Raw genomic sequence first — 18,508 nt, forward strand, 5'->3', positions numbered from 1 at the left:
GATATGCCCGTAGAAGGTCACATACCTGCTAACCCAATATTGATAACGTATTCAAAAAATAATCCTGGAGCGCTTTAACACATGATTAGGTTTGAACTTGGAAACCAAATCTGCGTTTGCTTGTCCGAAAAAGAACTTTCATTACAGCTCAATAACTCCATTCACTCCGCTATCCCCGTCAACAGAATTGAATATTTAATCCTCAGCACCATTGCCGCTTTTGGTAGCTTAAACGCGCCTATCAGTCAGAGGAAAATCGAAAAGAAGTTGTCATCGCAACATCACTTGATGTTGCCGGAAAATGGATTTAAGAACGCTGTAGCGTCGATACGAAAGAAGTTCAGACAACTGACGAAGAACCACGTCGAGACGCAAAAGTCTCTTATCGAAAACATCCACCGAAAGGGATATTTTGTGCCTTACGATAGCCAACATGCGCAAAAAGATGGACTACTGCAACAATCAAGAATCCACAAACACGCACTGCACAGCGTTAGAATGGCGATAGGCATTTGTTTGCGAAGCCGAGCGCTCTACTTCAATTTGCTGTTTTTTATCACGTTTACCATGCTGCTTTATGTCGCCGTGTGTTTTTACACCATCAGTACCATCGTCAGACAAAACTATTTCGATGGCGCGATGGACTTTGCCCACGACCTTGCTCAGCGCAGCTGTTTTGAATATGAAGACCAGCTTCGTGGTTTATTCGATAACGTGCAATTGGTTGAGTCCGCTTTAATGACAGACAAGCACAATATTCGCTGCTTAGTCACGCCAGAAGCTGTGGTTCCGGTCAACGAAAGAGATCGTGAGACTTGGTTAAACAACGACAGTTACACCACACACTCTTTTATTTTCGATGGAGCTCAAGTTCTTGTTCGAGTGAAGAACATTAATTTGTCGAACAACATTGAGAGTCACATGTCTCGCATGTTCTTATCCGGGATGAAAGTGTGTACTAACACCGGTACAGCGTTAGAAATCGGTGATACTCGTGGGCAATCCTTCCTCTACAACGTCAACGACAATGGCTATAAAGAGATCTATTACGTCTCTGGCCCTATTACGAGCCTCTTGATTTTGAGCTTCATACTAATGTTCGCTATCAGGCATAAAAAGCTGAGCTCACTGCTGACTTACATGTGGGCAATCCGCGAATTTAATCTCAAGCTAGAGCCAATCCACAATACGTCCAATCGGCAGAATATCCATTACGAGGTGTTGTCCCGTTTTAAAGTTAAAAACACTCAACGTTTTATAGAGAGTTTGATAGCGAACGGATTGCTGATAAACCACACGCTACTGGTGATCAAAACCGTCTTCGGTGACTCGAAATCGCTCCTTGCGCCATTGAGCATTAATGTGTGCCCTTCTCTGCTTGAAGGCCATAACTTTACCCGTTTGTATCGACAGCTTAACCAACTCGATTGCTCACTGCTGACCATTGAAATCACCGAGAACGCCTCGATGTATTACACCCGAGAAATCTTCGACAACATCAGCAAGCTCAAAGAGATGGGTTGCAAGATCAGTATTGACGATTTTGGTACTGGGAATAACAACGTTGAGCTTATCAGTCACATCACGCCCAACTACCTTAAGATTGATCGCTTGTTTGTGATGAACTTAAAGCAAGATGACAAAAAGGTAGAGACACTACGCCAGCTAATTGCCATGGGTCATACCTATCACTGCACGGTTATCGTAGAAGGGGTTGAAACCGCAGAGTGTGCACATCTCCTCACCACATTGGGCGCCCACATCCATCAAGGTTTCTACTATCCACTTTGCCGCTAGTTCCCTCAATTTATTGACAAAATCTGTACATAACCAGATTGCGTACTTTTAATATCCACAACTATAATGGCGGTATTGTGTTTACCGCCTCTGAATAGATTCAGAACATGATCGCCATTAAACCTGCCAAGCTAAAGGATTTTGCTAGCTTGATGCAATTGGAAGTGCATGAAAATCAAAAAGGATTTTTTAAGCCATTTGAACAGGCTTACCAAAATAGGACGAAATCAGAAGTGTTTTACACCATCTTCCACGACTACTTAACCGTCGGGTACTTGGTGATTGACAAAGCGTTTGCTCAACACGCCCCTTTTGCGAAACGCCATGAATTGGGCCTGAGTTACATCATGATCGACAAACGATTCCAACAACAAGGCATTGGTACGTCGACACTGCAAAAGTTGATGATGTATGGCTACGCGATTGATGCGGAGAGCAACTCGGTGTGCGCAACGGTCGCAAACCAAAATAAAGTCGGTATTAAACTGTTTGAGTCGGCGGGGTTTGAAAACACCCAGAAAACGATTTACGAAGAGAGTGGAAAAGCGCTGATCTTGCGCCACGCATTAAGCTGATTTGCCCCTAAAATGAAAATAGGCAGGTTCCTTATGAGCCTGCCTATTTACTAAGTCATACTGCCATTACTTCCGCTTGCCAGCCGTAACCTGTGTATTCTTTTGCTAATTCTTCAGCAACAAACGTTGATACTACCACTTCAACCCACCTACTGTGTGAACCTGTGCGGTAACGCAGTTTTACCATTTTCATTAAAACCTCTCCGGACTATGATTAAGCGGCGGAGACTTGCTCGCCATTCACCAATAACTATAATTTTTAAAAAAGCCACGATATCCATGCAGTTGGAGCTCTTTGCTCATACGTGCGTGAACTCTCTCCTTGAGATAAAACGGATATAGTGTATGTTATTCGAAAAACTTCGAATTAATGCGGGAGCCATTCTGCAGAATGATATGAACAGGATGTAGAGTAAAATTACTGCATTTATAAAAAACGATAAGATGAGCCAGTTTTTATGGGCAGCGATATAGGTAAAACGACAGGAACCAGTTTTGAAGCACTCATGATGCGTCAAGCGAAGAGTTTGACGACTTCTCATGCAGATGAATGTCAAAACCAACTCGAACAATTCATGCTTGAAGCAATGGATTGGTTTGAGATCGATCGCATGACGATGTTCCCGAACTCCATGCTTTTCTTCAATCAGGGGAAGACCCTTTCCGTTGCGCGAGCACCTCACAAGATCCTGACTGCGGAACAAGTCGGTGTGGAAGACGGTGAGCGCTACCTGCGCCTGATTGGCAACTCTGAAGAGATTCAAATCTTCGACAAAGACAAGCTCGCCACTAGTGATGTTGTCGTTTTGCGTATGCTTTCTGCCCAAGGCGCATGTTGCCACTATACGATTCCATTAACTCAATTTGGTCAACGTTGGGGCGGATTGTCTTTTACTTTGTTCGGTAGCGGCCGCTGTGGATTAACCGAAACGCAATTGGAGCAAGTGACGTTCATTTCCCATATGTGGTTATCCTTCTGGCAACACTCAAAACTTCACCGCAGTTTGCACCGCCCTGATATGAAGACGGATAACGAAAACCATCGAATGCTGAGGTTGAGTCACCGTCAATGTGATGTGCTGGGTTTGCTGGCGAAAGGCTTATCGGCAAAAGAGATTGCCACCGAGTTGAACCTCAGCCCTCGAACCATTGAATCACACAAATATCGACTGTTGGATATGTTAGAACTCGATAGTCACGCGGATTTGGTGCAGTTCGCGCTTCGCAACGGCATAGGTTACTAACGCATCTTACTCTGTCGACATTTGGCCTAGGTTAGCCATTTAGCCTAGCTAAAAAAGAACGGTTCTAGATAATCAGATAAAGAAAAGGCAAGCCGCGTGGCTTGCCTTTCTAATAGGAATGCAAAGGGAACTTACTCACCCTTGTAGATACAACCTGCTGTACAGGTTTCTTTGATCTCTACTTTGCTCAGTAGAGGCAGGCTTGGCTTAAGTTGTTGCCAAATCCACTTCGCTAGCACTTCACTAGTCGGGTTTTCTAGACCTTCAATATCGTTCAAGTAGTAGTGGTCTAGACGGTTGTAAATTGGCTTGAATGCCGCTTTGATCTCTGCGAAATCAACAACCCAACCTGTATGCGGATCTACTTCACCTTCTACATAAAGACGAACAAGGAAAGAGTGCCCGTGTAAGCGTCCACACTTGTGACCTTCTGGTACGTGTGGCAAGTGGTGTGCCGCTTCGAACATAAACTCTTTGTATAATTCTGTTTTCATCTTGATTCTCAGGCTTTAAAAAGACACGCAATACTAAGGAATTCACCCTTTAATGACAACCTTTATCAATAGCTGCCACAAAGCTTACGAGCGCAATCGTTAAAGTCGGTCAGCGAGGATGTCATCACACAAAATACTTAAAAATAAAAAAGGCAATCACCTATGAGGAGATGATTGCCAAAGTCTGGAAAATGCCAGAAAAGTGATGGTTTAGGAATCTAACGCAGGGCCGGTGGTTAGATTACCTGTGCCCTCACACGCGCGTTTGAAATAAACGTGTGAAAACGGACGCTAACCTAACCTATTTCGGGTTAACGATGGGTTAAAGGCGTAAATTACTGACCCAATTTGAGCCCCTTTTTTTCACTGTCGCATTTTTGGCACCACGCCAAACAATTGATTACACACTACTTACATCACATTTACATAACCCTACTCTGTTTGGGGTCACATTCATTCGGGCTATTCATCGCTCAAATTTCGCTAACCCCTTAATATTGTGGCGTTCGTTCCAAATACACTTATAAAAATATGCGCTCAACTATAACCTTCAAGCTCCTACTCGCTCTTATCGCGGTGTTCACTTGTGTACTCGCGGTATCGACGGGCTACCAATATTATCAACAAAAAACGCTCATCAATGATGTCCTTAGTGAACAGCTCCACGATAAGGCAAGCAACTACTTCGATAGCCTAAATATGATGATGCTAACCGGCACCATGTCGCAGAAAGAAACATTGCGTCAAAAAGCCCTAGCTCAAGAAGGCATAGAGCAGGTGCGCGTCTTACGTGCTGATACCGTCTCCAAATTCTATGGGCCTGGTGATGCCAATCAAAAGCCTGTTGATGATATAGACCAACGTGCGCTTAGCGGAGAGTTAGTGATTGAGCCAATCAGTGCAGACTGGGGAAAAGGCTTGGTTGTTGCGTTACCGATGAAGTCGAGCGAAAACTACCGTGGTACGAACTGTGTTTCTTGCCATATTGCTCCGGAGGGTGAAGTTCTTGGTGCGATTCGTCTTGAGTACAATATGAACCACGTCAACTCGCTGATTAACAAGCAAGCCATGTTTGCAATGGGCATCATGTCGGTGATCGCGTTTGTCGGTTTCTTGATCACCATGGGGCTGATTCGCAAGATCATTGTTCGCCCTATTCAGAAAACCTCACGATTTATGTCTAACGTGAGTGCTAGCAAAGATCTCTCTAAGCGTTTGGAACACAGTCAAAAGGATGAAGTTGGACAACTGTCCGATTCTATCAACTCCTTTATGGATACGGTCTGTGAAAGCCTCGAACAGGTTCGTGAGACTTCACACTCCCTTGCAGGTTCAGCAAATAGACTCACCGATGTTGCTCAATCCACTGATGAAGCCGCCGATAATCAACAAGTCGAAACCAACGAAGTCCAGACCAACATTACTGGAATGCTTGACCAACAAGGGGTTGTCGAGCAAGCGACCATTGATGCCACAACGTTAGTCAATCACACCGTTGATGTCGCAACAAGCAGCGCTGGCCAAGCGCATCATGTCAGCGAAGACATCAAGAGCTTAGTCACCGACATCGACAAAGTGCGTGAAAAGATAACGACGTTAAATCAACAAACGGAAGAAGTGTCTTCTATTCTTGGCGTGATCAAAGGCATTGCAGAGCAAACCAACCTACTGGCTCTTAATGCCGCGATAGAAGCAGCTCGCGCAGGTGACCAAGGCCGAGGTTTTGCTGTCGTCGCTGATGAAGTGCGTAATCTTGCCTCCCGTACAGCGGAAGCCACCAGCAATATCGAAACCATCATTTCGCAATTCCAACAAGGCAGCGAAGAGTCTCTCAGTTCGGTCGATAGTGTGTGTGAGTTTGCCCATCAACGCTCTGTCGATGTCGAAGCATTGTCGGCAACAATGAGAAACGTGGTGGATGAAATGCATCAAGTGTTGAAGCACGCCGAAAACATTCAGCAGCAGACTCAAACCACTTCTGGTGTGAGTAAACATATTCAAGCGAAAGTCGATACGATTACCTTGCACGCTAACGAGACCTCTCAATCCGCATCGCATACTCGCGAGATCAGCGTCGACTTAGAGCACCTTTCTGAGCGTTTGGAGTCATTACTTAACCAATTTACCCTGTCGGAGGAACAAAGGAGGAATAAATAGGAAAATTCTCCCCTCCAAAATGAATATAAAGGTTGAAGCTGACGATTTGACAGGTAATATGTTTCGATGAATCTAAAAAATTCTATCCAACTCAACGCTTCGCTTGTTTTTTGCACAATTTTGTTTAGAGACAGGCACTTTTAAGTGTTGAGTTGAATTTTTACCTCAATGGAGAATATTGAAAACATGACTTACGCGCCTGTATCAGACGTATTGAAAGGTCAGCTAGCAGTAGACAGTGAAGTAACTGTTCGTGGCTGGATCCGTTCACGTCGTGATTCCAAAGCTGGAATCTCTTTCCTTGCCATTTATGACGGCTCTTGTTTCGACCCGATTCAGGCCGTGGTCCCTAATAATCTTAATAATTACGACAACGAAGTACTAAAGCTAACTACTGGCTGCTCTGTTGAAGTAACTGGTAAGATTGTTGCCTCTCCTGCGAAAGGTCAAGACTTCGAACTAGCAGCAACAGACGTTAAAGTTGTAGGCTGGGTTGAAGATGCTGACACTTACCCAATGGCAAAAACTCGTCACTCTATCGAGTACCTACGTGAAGTAGCGCACCTACGTCCGCGCACAAACGTAATCGGTGCAGTAGCACGTGTACGTAACTGTCTATCTCAAGCGATCCATCGCTTCTACCACGAGCAAGGTTACTTCTGGGTATCTGCGCCACTAATCACTGCTTCAGATGCTGAAGGTGCTGGTGAAATGTTCCGCGTATCTACGCTAGACATGGAAAACCTACCTCGCACTGAAGAAGGCAAAGTAGATTACAACGAAGATTTCTTCGGTAAAGAAACGTTCCTAACTGTATCTGGTCAGCTAAACGCAGAAGCTTACGCTTGTGCACTAAGCAAAGTTTACACGTTCGGTCCTACTTTCCGTGCTGAAAACTCAAATACGAGCCGCCACCTAGCGGAATTCTGGATGGTTGAGCCTGAAGTTGCGTTCGCAGAACTAGACGACGTGGCTAAACTGGCTGAAGACATGCTGAAGTTCGTGTTCAAAGCAGTGCTTGCAGAGTGTCGTGATGACCTTGAGTTCTTTGCTCAACGCATCGACAAAGAAGCGATCACTCGCCTAGAGCAGTTCGTTTCTTCTGACTTCGCGCAAGTTGACTACACTGACGCAATCCAGATCCTTCTTGATTCAGGTCGTGAGTTCGAATTCCCAGTTGAATGGGGTATCGATATGTCTTCTGAGCATGAACGTTTCCTTGCTGAAGAACACTTCAAAGCACCTGTAATCGTTAAGAACTACCCGAAAGACATCAAAGCATTCTACATGCGTGCTAACGATGACGGTAAAACAGTTGCAGCGATGGATGTACTAGCGCCAGGCATCGGTGAAATCATCGGTGGTTCTCAACGTGAAGAGCGTCTAGACATCCTAGATGCACGTATGCGTGAAGTGGGTATCGATCCTGAGCACATGAGCTGGTACCGCGACCTACGTCGTTACGGCACAGTGCCACACGCAGGCTTCGGTCTAGGCTTCGAGCGTCTAGTATCTTACGTAACAGGTATGGGCAACGTTCGTGACGTGATCCCATTCCCACGTACTCCTCGCTCTGCGAACTTCTAATCACCACTGAGTGATACAGAATTAAAAAGACCTCCCATGTGGAGGTCTTTTATTTTGTCTTTAGCAAACGTCAACTGCTGTACTTTTGAATGCTGTTTTCTCAGCTGCGAAAGTAAATCAGTTAAGTGACACACTCACGTTCTTGCCGTTAACACTGCCGATGGTCAAAGGCGATTGTCTTTCACCTTGCTTTATCAGTACTTTCGTATTGACCTGAGCGGTAGAGCGTTGAAGCTTACTTGCTTGTTTTACGGACACTTCCAGCGTGTAATCTGGATGGCGCTTATCGACGGAACCAGAAAAGTCGATGCGTTCTTGTTCATTGTCAATTCGTGCTTCAAAGTGATTGTCTGGTTGAATCTCAGCAACAAGCTGGGTTTGGTCGTAGTTCAACGTGACTGACTTGGGCTCACTATTTTGGCTTGCTGAAGCACCAAATGCCGCAAGGCACAGCGCAAGTGATAACACTCTCTTCATTCCGCTCTTCCCTATTGTTTGTAATGAGTCGTTAAGGCTCACTCTCATCATCTTTATCAGCGTTAGCTGCGTATTTCACACCTAACACGCACAAGCCAAACATAATAAAGGGAATAACGGCGGCTGTGTACTCCGTCCACGCCATATGAGAAAAAGATTTCGCTAAAATAAGGTGAGCAAACACCAACAAGAAAGCGCTAAAAACCGCTACTGCGATCAATCGTAACTCATGTTTTACCAACTGCTTTTTCATCATCACTCCTTGTATAGAGGTTTCTAGTGATGATTGAAGCACAGCTGGTTAGAAAAGCGCTGATACAGTTTGACCAAAAAAACACTAAACAGTTGCTTCACGCACAAGACTGCCTAACTTTTTGATCGCACTCTCTAAATGCTCGCTATCAGAAAAAGAAGTATTCAACCTCAAATAGTGCTCAAGCTTCTCGTCGACAGAAAACAATTTTCCATAAGCCACGGTCACCTGCTCTTTCAAGAGTGTTTGATAAAGTTGTTTACTATCCACACCTTGAGGCAGTTCTAGCCACAAGAAATACCCACCCGAAGGTAGGTGATAATTCACTGTCTGAGGAAGGTATGTTTTGATGAGGGCAACGAAGCGTTCTTGTCGCTGCTGCAACGTTCTACGTAACTTTCTTAGATGATTATCGTAACTGTCGTTTTGAAGATAATGCGCCACGCCCTGTTGGATAGGCGCGCTGCCAGAGAGCGTCGACATTAACTGCAGTTTTTGAATCGGTTCATTAAAGCGTTTGTTAACCACCCACCCCAATCGATAACCGGGACAAAGGCTTTTTGATAGTGAACCACAGTGGAGCACTCGCTCTTGGGTGTCGAAGCTTTTCAGTGATGCCGGTTTTTTATCCGCAAAATAGAGCTCAGCGTAGACGTCATCCTCGATCAGATACACATCATACTGGTTCGCAAGCTCGACAATACGCTGCTTGTTCTGCTCAGAAAGTGAAGTACCTGTCGGATTATGAAAGTTCGTCATCAACCAGCAAGCGCGTACATCGCTATTGGTAAATGCCCATTCTAGTTGCTCTATTGAGTGGCCATGCTGCGCATCAACAGGGATCTCAATTACGTTCAAACCGAGTCGCTCAATCGCTTGCCGTGCCCCATAGAAGGTCGGCGATTCAATCACAACAGTATCTCCAGGGCGAGTCGCTGCTTGTAAGCTAAGGTTCAGTGCCTCTAATGCGCCCGAAGTAATCACGATATCGTCATGGGTTAGGTTCAAGCCTTGTTGAATGTAGCGCTGCGCAATCAAGCGGCGTAGCGATTCACTGCCTGGAGGAAGATTATCTAACAGCGTATCTGGCCCCATTTTTCTCCCAGAACTGGCGAGGTTACGGTTTAACGCTTCCAACGGAAACAAGGCTGGATCAGGAAAAGCCGAACCAAGCTTAATCGACTCTGGTGACCCTTGATGTTTCAAAAAATCATAAAGCTCATCATTAACCGAGGCACGATATACGTTTTTTTCTGCGCTCTTTGGCTCTAGCCTATCCAACTCTGCAGTAACGAAGTAACCAGACTGAGGTTTGGCGACCACCCAACCTTGCGCTTCAAGCAATTGATAAGCTTGCAGTACTGTTCCTGCGCTCACCGAATGGTTACGACTCGTCAATCGCACGGAGGGCAGTTTTTCTCCTGCTCTCCACGTATTTTTTTGGATCTGAGATTTAAACAACTCAGCCAGTTGGCGATATCGGTTCATGCTTCCCTCATTCCTGACTATCGAGCGCACATTAGCATACTTCGCGCCTTTATAACGACATCACACTTATCAAACTCGAAACGTAATTAATCAATCTTAGTGATATCAATTACCGTTACGAAATGAGAATTTATGTTCCATACTTTCAAAGGCATGAAATTCTGCGGGAGGAAATGATGAAAATGTTTACGATGGATGACCTCTCTTATCGAGGTGTACATAAAGGCGTTCACAGTTGGGATCACCCAGAAGGCAACAACCCTTACTACTGGCATCCAGACTGGCTTCACATTGCAGAAGACGCACTGGGCGTTCACCCTAAGGCTGAGTTAGAGATACCTGAGGGTGAAACCGCGACAGAAGAACATGCGAAAGCGGCGATCATCAAACATCTGAACGGGCAATAGGGTAAATTAAGTACCTATTTTTCAGGTGGTTATTGCCATGAAGAATCAATAAATCTATCTGAATGAGAGCTGTGCAGCGGATTGGATTATTTATCAGCAAGATAAATCGATAGCAGTCACATTAATTCCGATAACATCTGTTACATTTATAGTGTAATGGTGACGCACACCTCAACTCATGACTATGAGAGACGATAATAATGACGAAATACAACGAAAACGATATCCAATACAAAGGCGAATCTAACGGTGTTCACTCTTGGAGCACTTCGTCAGGTCAGCCTTATTACTGGCACCCAGATTGGCTGCACGTAGCTGAAGACGCAACAGGTTCTCACCCTAAGCAAAAACTAGAAGTAGAAGCCTCTGAAGCGCCAACAGAAAAGCATGCCCTAAAAGCGATTCTTAAACACATGAATGACTGGGCAACAGGTAAGCTGTCTTCTAACCCAGACATCGAAACCAATGCACACGAATCTGAAATGAATCTGAAGAAATAAGCTCTGCGCTTGTTAACATCAGAGACAAAAATAGAGCCCCGCAATGTCGGGGCTTTCTTCTGTCTGCCGATATCATTTTTGGCCTAGTTTCACTCCAGCAAACATTGAACCTTCATAGATTGGCTCAGTGGCAGAAAGGTCCATTATGGTAACAGACGGCGTATGTTCTCTAAGTGCACCAGTATTTCTTGCTTGTCATAAAGCGTGTCCGCCTTTGCTAATGTGCTTTGTCGCTCAACCAAGCTGACAGGCAAAACTTCTGACACAACGCCTTGCCCTTTCTCCATCTGGCTCAGTACTAGTTTGACCGCCCTTCGTCCAAGCTCATTGAAATCTTGCTTAACCGTAGTCAGAGGGGGTGAGAAAAACTGGCTGTCTTGAATGCCATCGAACCCAACCACAGACACGGTTTTAGGGACATTAATACCAGCCTCCGAAAGCGCGCATAACACGCCAAGCGCCATCTGATCATTCGCGACCAATATAGCATCAAAAGGTACACCTTTTAACACGGCGTCTTTAACTGCGTTATAGCCACTGGCTGCTTGCCAATCCCCCTCATAGTACGCCGCTTGCATCAGCCCATGCTGCTGAATCTGCGATTGCCACTCTTGGTAACGAATCTGAGAAGCGGTAGATGCCTTGGGTCCAGAAATGCAGACAAAGGATTCGCGCTTGTGCTCGATCAAATGGGAGATCGCCAAATTTGCCCCAGCTTTATGATCACAACTGAGTGAGTTGACGGGTGTCCCCTCTGGTACATCAATAAAAACCAGCGTGAGCTGACTGAACTGCTCCACTAGGTTCTCTGCCATCTCTCTGGTCACCGGGGCGTTGATGATAATGGCATCAACTTGCTGGGCAATGAGTTCTCGGATTGCACTACGGAACTCCTCAATGGAGTTGTCACCTAACACTGCCAGCGCCGTCGCATAATCCATCTCATGTGCTTGGTTGCGCACACCATTAGCAATAAGAGCCACGCCGTGCAGTGAGATATCCAAAGAAACAATACCGATGATCCGCGACTTCGCTCGGCTCAACATTTGTGCCCCTTTGTTCGGCACGTATCCAAGCTTTTTGATTGCGTCGTTAACTCGCTTTCGTGTTTCTTCTGCGACGTTATCCGCGCCGTTGGTTACGCGCGACACGGTTTGCGTCGAAACTCCAGCTAACCGTGCAACATCTTTAAACGTGACTGCCACTGCGTTCTCCTATTCTGATTTGCTGTTCACTCTATCAAATTCATTCGAATGTTCTCGTGAACAATGTCGTAAAAAACATGAAAAAATGTTCCCGAAAACAGCAGATCTAGCACACAAAACCAAGTTCTAGAACCTGTTCAAAGTCACATTTAAACGGCTATTTAATCGAAATAAAACCAAACAAGCGCATGATTATTTGCAGATTAAATGTTTGCGAAAACAGAGAAACAACATGCAAAAAATTGTTCACTTAAAATCCAAGAATCACAGCATGATCATTAAAGTGGATCGTGTTCCCGAAATCCTTCATTGGGGCGCAAAAATCGCTCAGATCGATCCTGATTTAATGCTCTCAACTGAACGTCCTATCTCACAGGCTCGTCTTGATGTCGACGTACCGTTATCACTCTGCCCTGAGTTGGGCAGCGGTCACTTTAATGCGCCTGGAATTGAGGGGCATCGTAACGGCGAAGACTGGGCTCCCGTGTTCACAACCACATCCGTAGAGCACGATGACAACAGCGCGACATTTACTCTGCAAGATGACATTGCTGGTCTTGAATTATTGATTGAGCTACAACTGGACTTTAACAGTGATGTGTTACAAAAACGCATCACCGTAACAAACACGACTGTCGGTGAGTATTGCTTGGGTAAGCTCTCCTCTACTCTGCCACTTCCTAACCATGCAAACGAGCTGATGACGTTCCACGGGCGTTGGTGTCATGAGTTTCAAACTCAGCGTTTGAGCTTTGAGCATGGTGGCTTTATGCAAGAAAACCGCCGCGGTCGCACCTCTCACGAAAACTTCCCAGGTTTGTTCGCGGGCACTAATGGCTTTAGTGAGCAATTGGGGCAAGCTTGGGGCTTCCATCTTGGTTGGAGTGGTAACCACCAACTTCGTGCCGACGTTCGCAGTGACGGTCGTCGATTTGTTCAAGCAGGTGAACTGTTACTGTCTGGTGAAAAGCGTCTACAAAGCGGTGAAACCTACCAATCACCATGGCTTTACGCGACATACAGTAACTCGGGGTTGAATGGAATATCAGAGCGATTCCACGAGTTTGTTCGTGCCAATATTATCCAATTTCCAAACAACAAACCTCGCCCTGTTCACTTAAACACGTGGGAAGGCATCTACTTCGATCACAAACCTGAATACATCATGCAGATGGCAACCGAAGCCGCTGAAATGGGTGTCGAGCGCTTCATCATTGATGATGGTTGGTTCATTGGTCGTGATGGCGAACGCGCAGCGCTTGGTGATTGGTACTTGGATGAAACCAAGTACCCGAATGGTCTAGAGCCGGTCATCGAGCACGTAAACAGCAAAGGTATGGAGTTTGGTCTTTGGGTTGAGCCAGAGATGGTCAGCCAAGACTCAAACCTCTATCGCCAACACCCAGATTGGGTATTAAGTCTGCAAGGCTACCACCAGCCTTCAGGTCGCTGGCAATACGTGTTGGATTTGCAAAACCAAGATTGCTTCAACTACCTGTTTGAGCGTTTGAATGACTTGCTGACTCGTTACAACATCGGCTACCTAAAATGGGATATGAACCGTGAATTGGTTCAACCAGGGCATCAAGGTAAACCTGCTGTGCATGGCCAAACGAAAGCGCTTTATCGCTTGCTAGACGAGCTTCAAGCAGCACACCCTGCGGTTGAAATTGAGTCTTGTTCTTCGGGTGGTGGTCGCATTGATTTTGAAATCCTTAAACGCACTCACCGCTTCTGGGCTTCTGATTGTAACGATGCGCTGGAACGTCAAGCGATTCAACGTGGTATGAGTTACTTCTTCCCACCTGAAGTCATGGGTGCTCACATTGGTCCTGCAGAGTGTCACTCAACCAATCGTCGCCATGCGATCAACATGCGTGGCGTGACGGCGTTAAGTGGTCACATGGGTGTGGAACTCGATCCAGTAAAAGAAAGCGCGGAAGAAAAACAAGCGTTTGCTCATTACATTCAACTGCACAAGCAGTATCGCGATTTGCTTCATTCTGGACGTACTTTCCGCATCGATCCTGCCGATCAAAACCAGAACATCTATGGCGTTGAGAACGAGCAAGAAATGCTGATTACGGTGTGTCAGTTGGCAATGCCAAATCATGCGCTGCCATCTCCACTTCGCGTCAGTTGTGCGGATGAAAGCGCCCGTTACGAAGTCAAGATTGTTGAAATGCCAAAAACCAGCTTCCAGTTGATGAAGCAACGTCCGCAATGGCTAGACAAAACCCTGACGTTAAGTGGCGATAACTTAAAGGAAATTGGGGTGACGCTTCCGATTCTCGACCCAGAATCGGCGCTCATTGTTCATCTTAAGAAAATTTAAACCTCTATCTGTGCCCTCTAGCGACCGGGTTTCAACTTCGCGTTGTTCCTGATAAAACACTCCTATACGCGCTAGAGGGACACCCTACAACTAACAAGCAAAACTTAATTGCTTAACTTGTTAAGGAAACAAAATGTCTATTACAGTATTACTTTCGTTCTTGCTGTTTACAGGCTTTGTTGTGGTGTTCACTTACAGCAAAGTTAAAAACGATAAAAACACCTCTCAAGATGGCTTCTTCCTTGGTGGACGAAGCTTAACTGGCGGGCTGATTGCCAGCTCCTTGATTCTGACCAACTTGAGTGCCACCAGCTTCGTTGGCATGAGTGCACAATCCTACACCCACAACATGAGTGTGATGGGCTGGGAAGTGGCCTCTGGCGTTACACTGGTTATCATTGCGCTGCTGCTTGTTCCTCGCTACCTCAAGCAAGGCATCACCACCATTCCTGACTTCTTAGAAAGCCGTTACGACATGTCGGTGAAGAAGTTCGTTACCCTGTTGTTCTTGTGCCAATACGTCATCAACATTCTACCGACCACTCTTTACGCTGGCGCAGTGGTACTGGGCGAAATCTTTGATGTACAAGGGTTACTGGGCATTTCTGAATTCAGCTCTATCGCCCTGATTTCGGCCACTATTGGTTTGCTGGGTTTCTTTTACGCGATTTACGGCGGTCTAAAAGCCGTGGTAATTGCAGACACGATCAACGGCGTTGGCTTGATCACCGGCGGTTTGATGATCCCTGTATTTGGTCTGATGGCATTAGGCGGCGGTAACTTTATGGAAGGTTTAGACGTATTGCTGACAGCCGCACCAGAAAAGCTGCAATCCGTAGGTAAAGAGACCGACCCACTGCCGTTCTCTACCCTGTTCACAGGTCTATTGTTGGTAAACTTGTACTACTGGGGTACTGATCAATCTATTATCCAACGTGCACTTGGCGCGAAGAACCTGAAAGAAGGTCAGAAAGGTGTGATTCTGGCGGGTGCGATTAAAGTTATCTCTCCATTGTTTCTTATCATTCCGGGCATCATTGCGTTCCACATGTTTGGCGCAGATGCGGGCAACCCAGATACGATGTACACACGCTTGGTGAACGAAGTATTGCCTAAACCGCTGGTTGGTTTCTTTGTTGCGGTCATGTTCGGCGCTATCCTAAGTACCTTTAACGGTGTATTGAACAGCTCAACAACCTTGTTTGCTTTGAACGTTTACAAACCATTATTTGGCAAAGACAAATCGGATGAGGAGTTAGTCGGGAAAGGTCGTATCTTCGGCGTTATCATTGCGATCATTTCGGTCTGTATTGCCCCTTTCATCATGTACGCACCAGAAGGCTTGTTCCAATATCTACAAATGGTTGCGGGCTTCTTTAGTGTGCCTATCTTCACTATCGTGTTTGTGGGCTACATTTCAAAACGTGTTCCTGCTATTGCTGCTAAAGTTGCTTTGGTCGTGTTTGTTAGTTCTTACGCTGCGATGCAATTGGTTTTTGGTACACCAATCCACTTCCTACACCAATTGGCGATTCTATTCGTCGTGTGTACTGCTCTGATGTTTGCGATTGGTCACTTCATGCCACGTGATACAGACTACGTAATGCCAGTGAATGAGAATATCGATGTGACTCCATGGTCATTCCGCTTTGAAGCATCAGCGGTCATCATCTACATGGTATTGGGCGCTTACGTGATGTTCTCAGACTTTGGCTTTGTCTCAAGCGATCCGACCATCATGCAAGTGTACGGCTTCTGTGGTCTGGTCTTGATGTTCGGTGTGGTTTCTAACTACTTCATCAAACGCAGAAAGCACAAAGAAGTGTCAAAGCTTAATGACATGTACATGCCTTAAGTCGACTTAGATTGCACACATAAAAATCGGAGCACTGGCTCCGATTTTTGTTTTCTACCGAAACTTCGTCATCAACAACGAGCTTTTGAGGAAAGAAATGTCTCCTCGAGGTACTTTTTAACCTTTCGGATTTTTCGAGGTAAACGCAACACCAGAAGTTCGAACACATGGAGCAAGACAATTCCTTGAGCACCTTAAATAAACCACACAAATACATCATCAGGCTTTATAAAACCTAGAAATATCGATATTCATGCAATCATCTCTTAGCCAGTCTGTTCACATCAATGAAGTCCCTTTGAGGCAAGTCGAAGTGCGGTTTTACTTTCAAGTTAAAGATGCACCCCGCTTCCCTTTCTCTGTCCTTATAGCGCTTAATGAAATCTATCGCTAGAATCGCAGGTCTTTGATTTTACAAGTGACAGATCAATCAACAGCATCGATAACATAATCAATTTCCTCTCCGGAAGTGCAACCAAGAGTGAAAATAATGATGCTGAGGATGTTCCTAGAAAGGTTAATCATGGCGAATACTAACTACAACGCACCGCTTACATTGCAACTTTATTTGGCTGCTGCATTCTTTTTTGGCACCTATGGCGGACGCGTATGCCCGATGCTCAGTACGCTCAGCGTTTACGAAGTCATTTTGCACTGCGCCGTGGTGTTTACCTTCATCTATTTAGTGCGCCACTTTATTCTTGCGACACACCCGTTAATTGCGCAAAACCGCCAAGCTAAACTGGATACGATTTTATTTACTGCGGTTAGCATCCCTTTCGCGGCTTATTACAACCTTCAATATGACTTTACGTTCGATAGTAATGTAAAAGTCTTGTTTGGCATGGGGCTGTTTGGCTTCCTGACAGGTTCTATCCTTCAGCTGCAAAGCAAATTGGCTCAATTTAATGACTTGCGCCAGCAAAACCAATTCGATTTTGTCCTCTCAGGGCAACGTCAATCTATGGTCAAACAGATGATCGGGATGATGATCGCTTTGCTGATTACCTTAACGGCGATTTTGACCATGGTCGCTGTAAAAGATATTTATTGGCTAGAACAGAATCCGGAACAAATCGCCAATGGATTAGGGAAAATTAGTTTCATTAAGGAGCTGGTTTACATAGCTCTTGTCGTTGGTGGATATGTGATCGCGATAATGATTCTTTGGACTCGCTTGATGCGGAAGATTTTGTTTAGCCAAGAACAAGCATTGTTAGAAGTCACTCAAGGCAAGGTGACGCAACGCCTTCCTGTATTCCAACATGATGAGCTTGGGTCAATGGCCTGTCTTACCAACCAAATGCTAGACAGCTTGCAAGTTTCGCAAGACGAGGTGAAAACGACGCGTGACGTTGCCATTGTCAGCCTATCCGCCTTGGCAGAATCTCGCGATAACGAAACTGGCGCGCATATTATGCGAACGCAGGAATACGTCAAAGTGCTGGCAGAGCACTTAAGCCAGTTTGAACAACATCGTATGTTACTGACTCCCAATTACATTGAACTGTTGTATAAATCGGCTCCACTTCACGACGTGGGTAAAGTCGGCGTGCCTGATAGTGTGTTACTCAAACCGGGTAAATTGACCGACGAAGAATTTGAGATCATGAAGGGTCATGCTGAAATTGGTGCCGAAGCGTTGTCAATTGCTGAAAAACAGCTAGGAAGTAGCTCATTTTTGCGAGTTGCGAAAGAGATCGCGCTAACACACCACGAAAAGTGGGATGGAAGCGGTTATCCGAACCAACTTTCGGGAGAAGCAATCCCACTATCTGGTCGACTCATGGCGTTGGCAGATGTCTACGACGCGCTAATTTCAAAACGTGTTTACAAGCCAGCGTTCAGTCATGACAAGGCGAAAGCGATCATTCTTGAAGGCCGTGGCAAACATTTCGACCCTCAAATCGTCGATGCTTTTCTTGCGGTCGAAACACAATTTCAACATATCGCTCATCAATATCAAGATGAACAAAACATAGCCGCTTAGTTACTTATCCCCCCTCTTATAACGCATCTTAAGAGGGGTTTTTATGTCAAAAGCATTGGTTATGTTAGATTTCTGTTTCAAATCAAAACTTTTTTAAGTTTTCTTTTCACTAACTGTTGTAACGAATATTGCTGAAAGGTATAA

Annotated in this window: 16 protein-coding genes; 10 read left to right on the top strand and 6 right to left on the bottom strand. The window is 45.4% G+C overall.

Annotated elements, in window-relative coordinates:
* Window positions 1-81: 81 nt before the first annotated feature.
* Both ATB78_RS18615 and ATB78_RS18620 read left to right on the top strand, forming a co-directional pair.
* Window positions 82-1,797, top strand: coding sequence for an EAL domain-containing protein (locus ATB78_RS18615; protein ID WP_061009819.1), 1,716 nt, complete (start codon window positions 82-84; stop codon window positions 1,795-1,797).
* A 107-nt stretch (window positions 1,798-1,904) separates the two neighbouring features.
* Window positions 1,905-2,372, top strand: a complete 468-nt coding sequence (locus ATB78_RS18620) for a GNAT family N-acetyltransferase (RefSeq protein WP_009706864.1) — start codon at window positions 1,905-1,907, stop codon at window positions 2,370-2,372.
* Between the two features lie 55 nt (window positions 2,373-2,427).
* Here ATB78_RS18620 and ATB78_RS29865 read toward each other — a convergent pair whose 3' ends face one another.
* Window positions 2,428-2,565, bottom strand: a complete 138-nt coding sequence (locus ATB78_RS29865; RefSeq protein ID WP_009706865.1) for a hypothetical protein — start codon at window positions 2,563-2,565, stop codon at window positions 2,428-2,430.
* Window positions 2,566-2,830: 265 nt separating this feature from the next.
* Between ATB78_RS29865 and ATB78_RS18625 the strand changes: the two genes are divergently transcribed.
* The gene (locus ATB78_RS18625; RefSeq protein ID WP_061009821.1) at window positions 2,831-3,616 is read left to right on the top strand and encodes a LuxR C-terminal-related transcriptional regulator; all 786 of its coding nucleotides are present in this window, start codon (window positions 2,831-2,833) and stop codon (window positions 3,614-3,616) included.
* 131 nt (window positions 3,617-3,747) lie between these two features.
* Here the strand turns inward: ATB78_RS18625 and queD are convergent, their stop codons facing one another.
* Complete coding sequence (gene queD / locus ATB78_RS18630) at window positions 3,748-4,110, bottom strand: 6-carboxytetrahydropterin synthase QueD (RefSeq protein ID WP_005376896.1); 363 nt, start codon at window positions 4,108-4,110, stop codon at window positions 3,748-3,750.
* A 531-nt stretch (window positions 4,111-4,641) separates the two neighbouring features.
* Here queD and ATB78_RS18635 point away from each other — a divergent pair.
* Window positions 4,642-6,267, top strand: coding sequence for a methyl-accepting chemotaxis protein (locus ATB78_RS18635; RefSeq protein WP_045415815.1), 1,626 nt, complete (start codon window positions 4,642-4,644; stop codon window positions 6,265-6,267).
* Window positions 6,268-6,453: 186 nt separating this feature from the next.
* Entirely contained in the window at window positions 6,454-7,854 is a 1,401-nt protein-coding gene (asnS, locus tag ATB78_RS18640; RefSeq protein ID WP_009706868.1) for an asparagine--tRNA ligase, read from the top strand.
* Window positions 7,855-7,971: 117 nt separating this feature from the next.
* On the opposite strand, the gene ATB78_RS18645 is transcribed toward asnS, so the two are convergent.
* The 3 genes from ATB78_RS18645 to ATB78_RS18655 all read right to left on the bottom strand — a co-directional run bounded on the left by ATB78_RS18645 (window position 7,972) and on the right by ATB78_RS18655 (window position 10,072).
* On the bottom strand, window positions 7,972-8,331 hold the full coding sequence (locus ATB78_RS18645) for a hypothetical protein (protein ID WP_061009822.1): 360 nt from the start codon (window positions 8,329-8,331) through the stop codon (window positions 7,972-7,974).
* A 31-nt stretch (window positions 8,332-8,362) separates the two neighbouring features.
* A complete protein-coding gene (locus tag ATB78_RS18650) occupies window positions 8,363-8,584 on the bottom strand; it encodes a hypothetical protein (RefSeq protein WP_009706870.1) in 222 nt (73 codons plus the stop codon).
* 84 nt (window positions 8,585-8,668) lie between these two features.
* Window positions 8,669-10,072, bottom strand: a complete 1,404-nt coding sequence (locus ATB78_RS18655) for a PLP-dependent aminotransferase family protein (RefSeq protein ID WP_061009824.1) — start codon at window positions 10,070-10,072, stop codon at window positions 8,669-8,671.
* A gap of 176 nt (window positions 10,073-10,248) precedes the next feature.
* Between ATB78_RS18655 and ATB78_RS18660 the strand changes: the two genes are divergently transcribed.
* Both ATB78_RS18660 and ATB78_RS18665 read left to right on the top strand, forming a co-directional pair.
* Window positions 10,249-10,479, top strand: a complete 231-nt coding sequence (locus tag ATB78_RS18660) for a hypothetical protein (protein WP_061009826.1) — start codon at window positions 10,249-10,251, stop codon at window positions 10,477-10,479.
* A 200-nt stretch (window positions 10,480-10,679) separates the two neighbouring features.
* Window positions 10,680-10,979, top strand: a complete 300-nt coding sequence (locus ATB78_RS18665; RefSeq protein ID WP_005438842.1) for a hypothetical protein — start codon at window positions 10,680-10,682, stop codon at window positions 10,977-10,979.
* A 143-nt stretch (window positions 10,980-11,122) separates the two neighbouring features.
* Here ATB78_RS18665 and ATB78_RS18670 read toward each other — a convergent pair whose 3' ends face one another.
* A complete protein-coding gene (locus ATB78_RS18670; protein WP_061009828.1) occupies window positions 11,123-12,184 on the bottom strand; it encodes a LacI family DNA-binding transcriptional regulator in 1,062 nt (353 codons plus the stop codon).
* 232 nt (window positions 12,185-12,416) lie between these two features.
* Between ATB78_RS18670 and ATB78_RS18675 the strand changes: the two genes are divergently transcribed.
* The 3 genes from ATB78_RS18675 to ATB78_RS18685 all read left to right on the top strand — a co-directional run bounded on the left by ATB78_RS18675 (window position 12,417) and on the right by ATB78_RS18685 (window position 18,364).
* Complete coding sequence (locus ATB78_RS18675; protein WP_061009830.1) at window positions 12,417-14,519, top strand: alpha-galactosidase; 2,103 nt, start codon at window positions 12,417-12,419, stop codon at window positions 14,517-14,519.
* 133 nt (window positions 14,520-14,652) lie between these two features.
* A complete protein-coding gene (locus ATB78_RS18680) occupies window positions 14,653-16,374 on the top strand; it encodes a solute:sodium symporter family transporter (protein ID WP_005438848.1) in 1,722 nt (573 codons plus the stop codon).
* A 523-nt stretch (window positions 16,375-16,897) separates the two neighbouring features.
* Window positions 16,898-18,364, top strand: coding sequence for an HD domain-containing phosphohydrolase (locus ATB78_RS18685; protein ID WP_081096626.1), 1,467 nt, complete (start codon window positions 16,898-16,900; stop codon window positions 18,362-18,364).
* Window positions 18,365-18,508: the final 144 nt, after the last annotated feature.

It is taken from the genome of Vibrio sp. CUB2 (assembly GCF_001557945.1).
Classification (GTDB): Bacteria; Pseudomonadota; Gammaproteobacteria; order Enterobacterales; family Vibrionaceae; genus Vibrio; species Vibrio owensii.

Excerpts from the sequence above, each read along its gene's own strand:
- ATB78_RS18650 (WP_009706870.1), bottom strand. The coding sequence starts at position 8,584 with ATGAAAAAGCAGTTGGTAAAACATGAGTTACGATTGATCGCAGTAGCG.
- ATB78_RS18655 (WP_061009824.1), bottom strand. The coding sequence starts at position 10,072 with ATGAACCGATATCGCCAACTGGCTGAGTTGTTTAAATCTCAGATCCAA.
- ATB78_RS18615 (WP_061009819.1), top strand. The coding sequence starts at position 82 with ATGATTAGGTTTGAACTTGGAAACCAAATCTGCGTTTGCTTGTCCGAA.
- ATB78_RS18685 (WP_081096626.1), top strand. The coding sequence starts at position 16,898 with ATGGCGAATACTAACTACAACGCACCGCTTACATTGCAACTTTATTTG.
- ATB78_RS18660 (WP_061009826.1), top strand. The coding sequence starts at position 10,249 with ATGAAAATGTTTACGATGGATGACCTCTCTTATCGAGGTGTACATAAA.
- ATB78_RS18645 (WP_061009822.1), bottom strand. The coding sequence starts at position 8,331 with ATGAAGAGAGTGTTATCACTTGCGCTGTGCCTTGCGGCATTTGGTGCT.
- ATB78_RS18680 (WP_005438848.1), top strand. The coding sequence starts at position 14,653 with ATGTCTATTACAGTATTACTTTCGTTCTTGCTGTTTACAGGCTTTGTT.
- asnS (WP_009706868.1), top strand. The coding sequence starts at position 6,454 with ATGACTTACGCGCCTGTATCAGACGTATTGAAAGGTCAGCTAGCAGTA.
- ATB78_RS18675 (WP_061009830.1), top strand. The coding sequence starts at position 12,417 with ATGCAAAAAATTGTTCACTTAAAATCCAAGAATCACAGCATGATCATT.
- ATB78_RS18635 (WP_045415815.1), top strand. The coding sequence starts at position 4,642 with ATGCGCTCAACTATAACCTTCAAGCTCCTACTCGCTCTTATCGCGGTG.
- ATB78_RS29865 (WP_009706865.1), bottom strand. The coding sequence starts at position 2,565 with ATGAAAATGGTAAAACTGCGTTACCGCACAGGTTCACACAGTAGGTGG.
- queD (WP_005376896.1), bottom strand. The coding sequence starts at position 4,110 with ATGAAAACAGAATTATACAAAGAGTTTATGTTCGAAGCGGCACACCAC.
- ATB78_RS18625 (WP_061009821.1), top strand. The coding sequence starts at position 2,831 with ATGGGCAGCGATATAGGTAAAACGACAGGAACCAGTTTTGAAGCACTC.
- ATB78_RS18620 (WP_009706864.1), top strand. The coding sequence starts at position 1,905 with ATGATCGCCATTAAACCTGCCAAGCTAAAGGATTTTGCTAGCTTGATG.
- ATB78_RS18665 (WP_005438842.1), top strand. The coding sequence starts at position 10,680 with ATGACGAAATACAACGAAAACGATATCCAATACAAAGGCGAATCTAAC.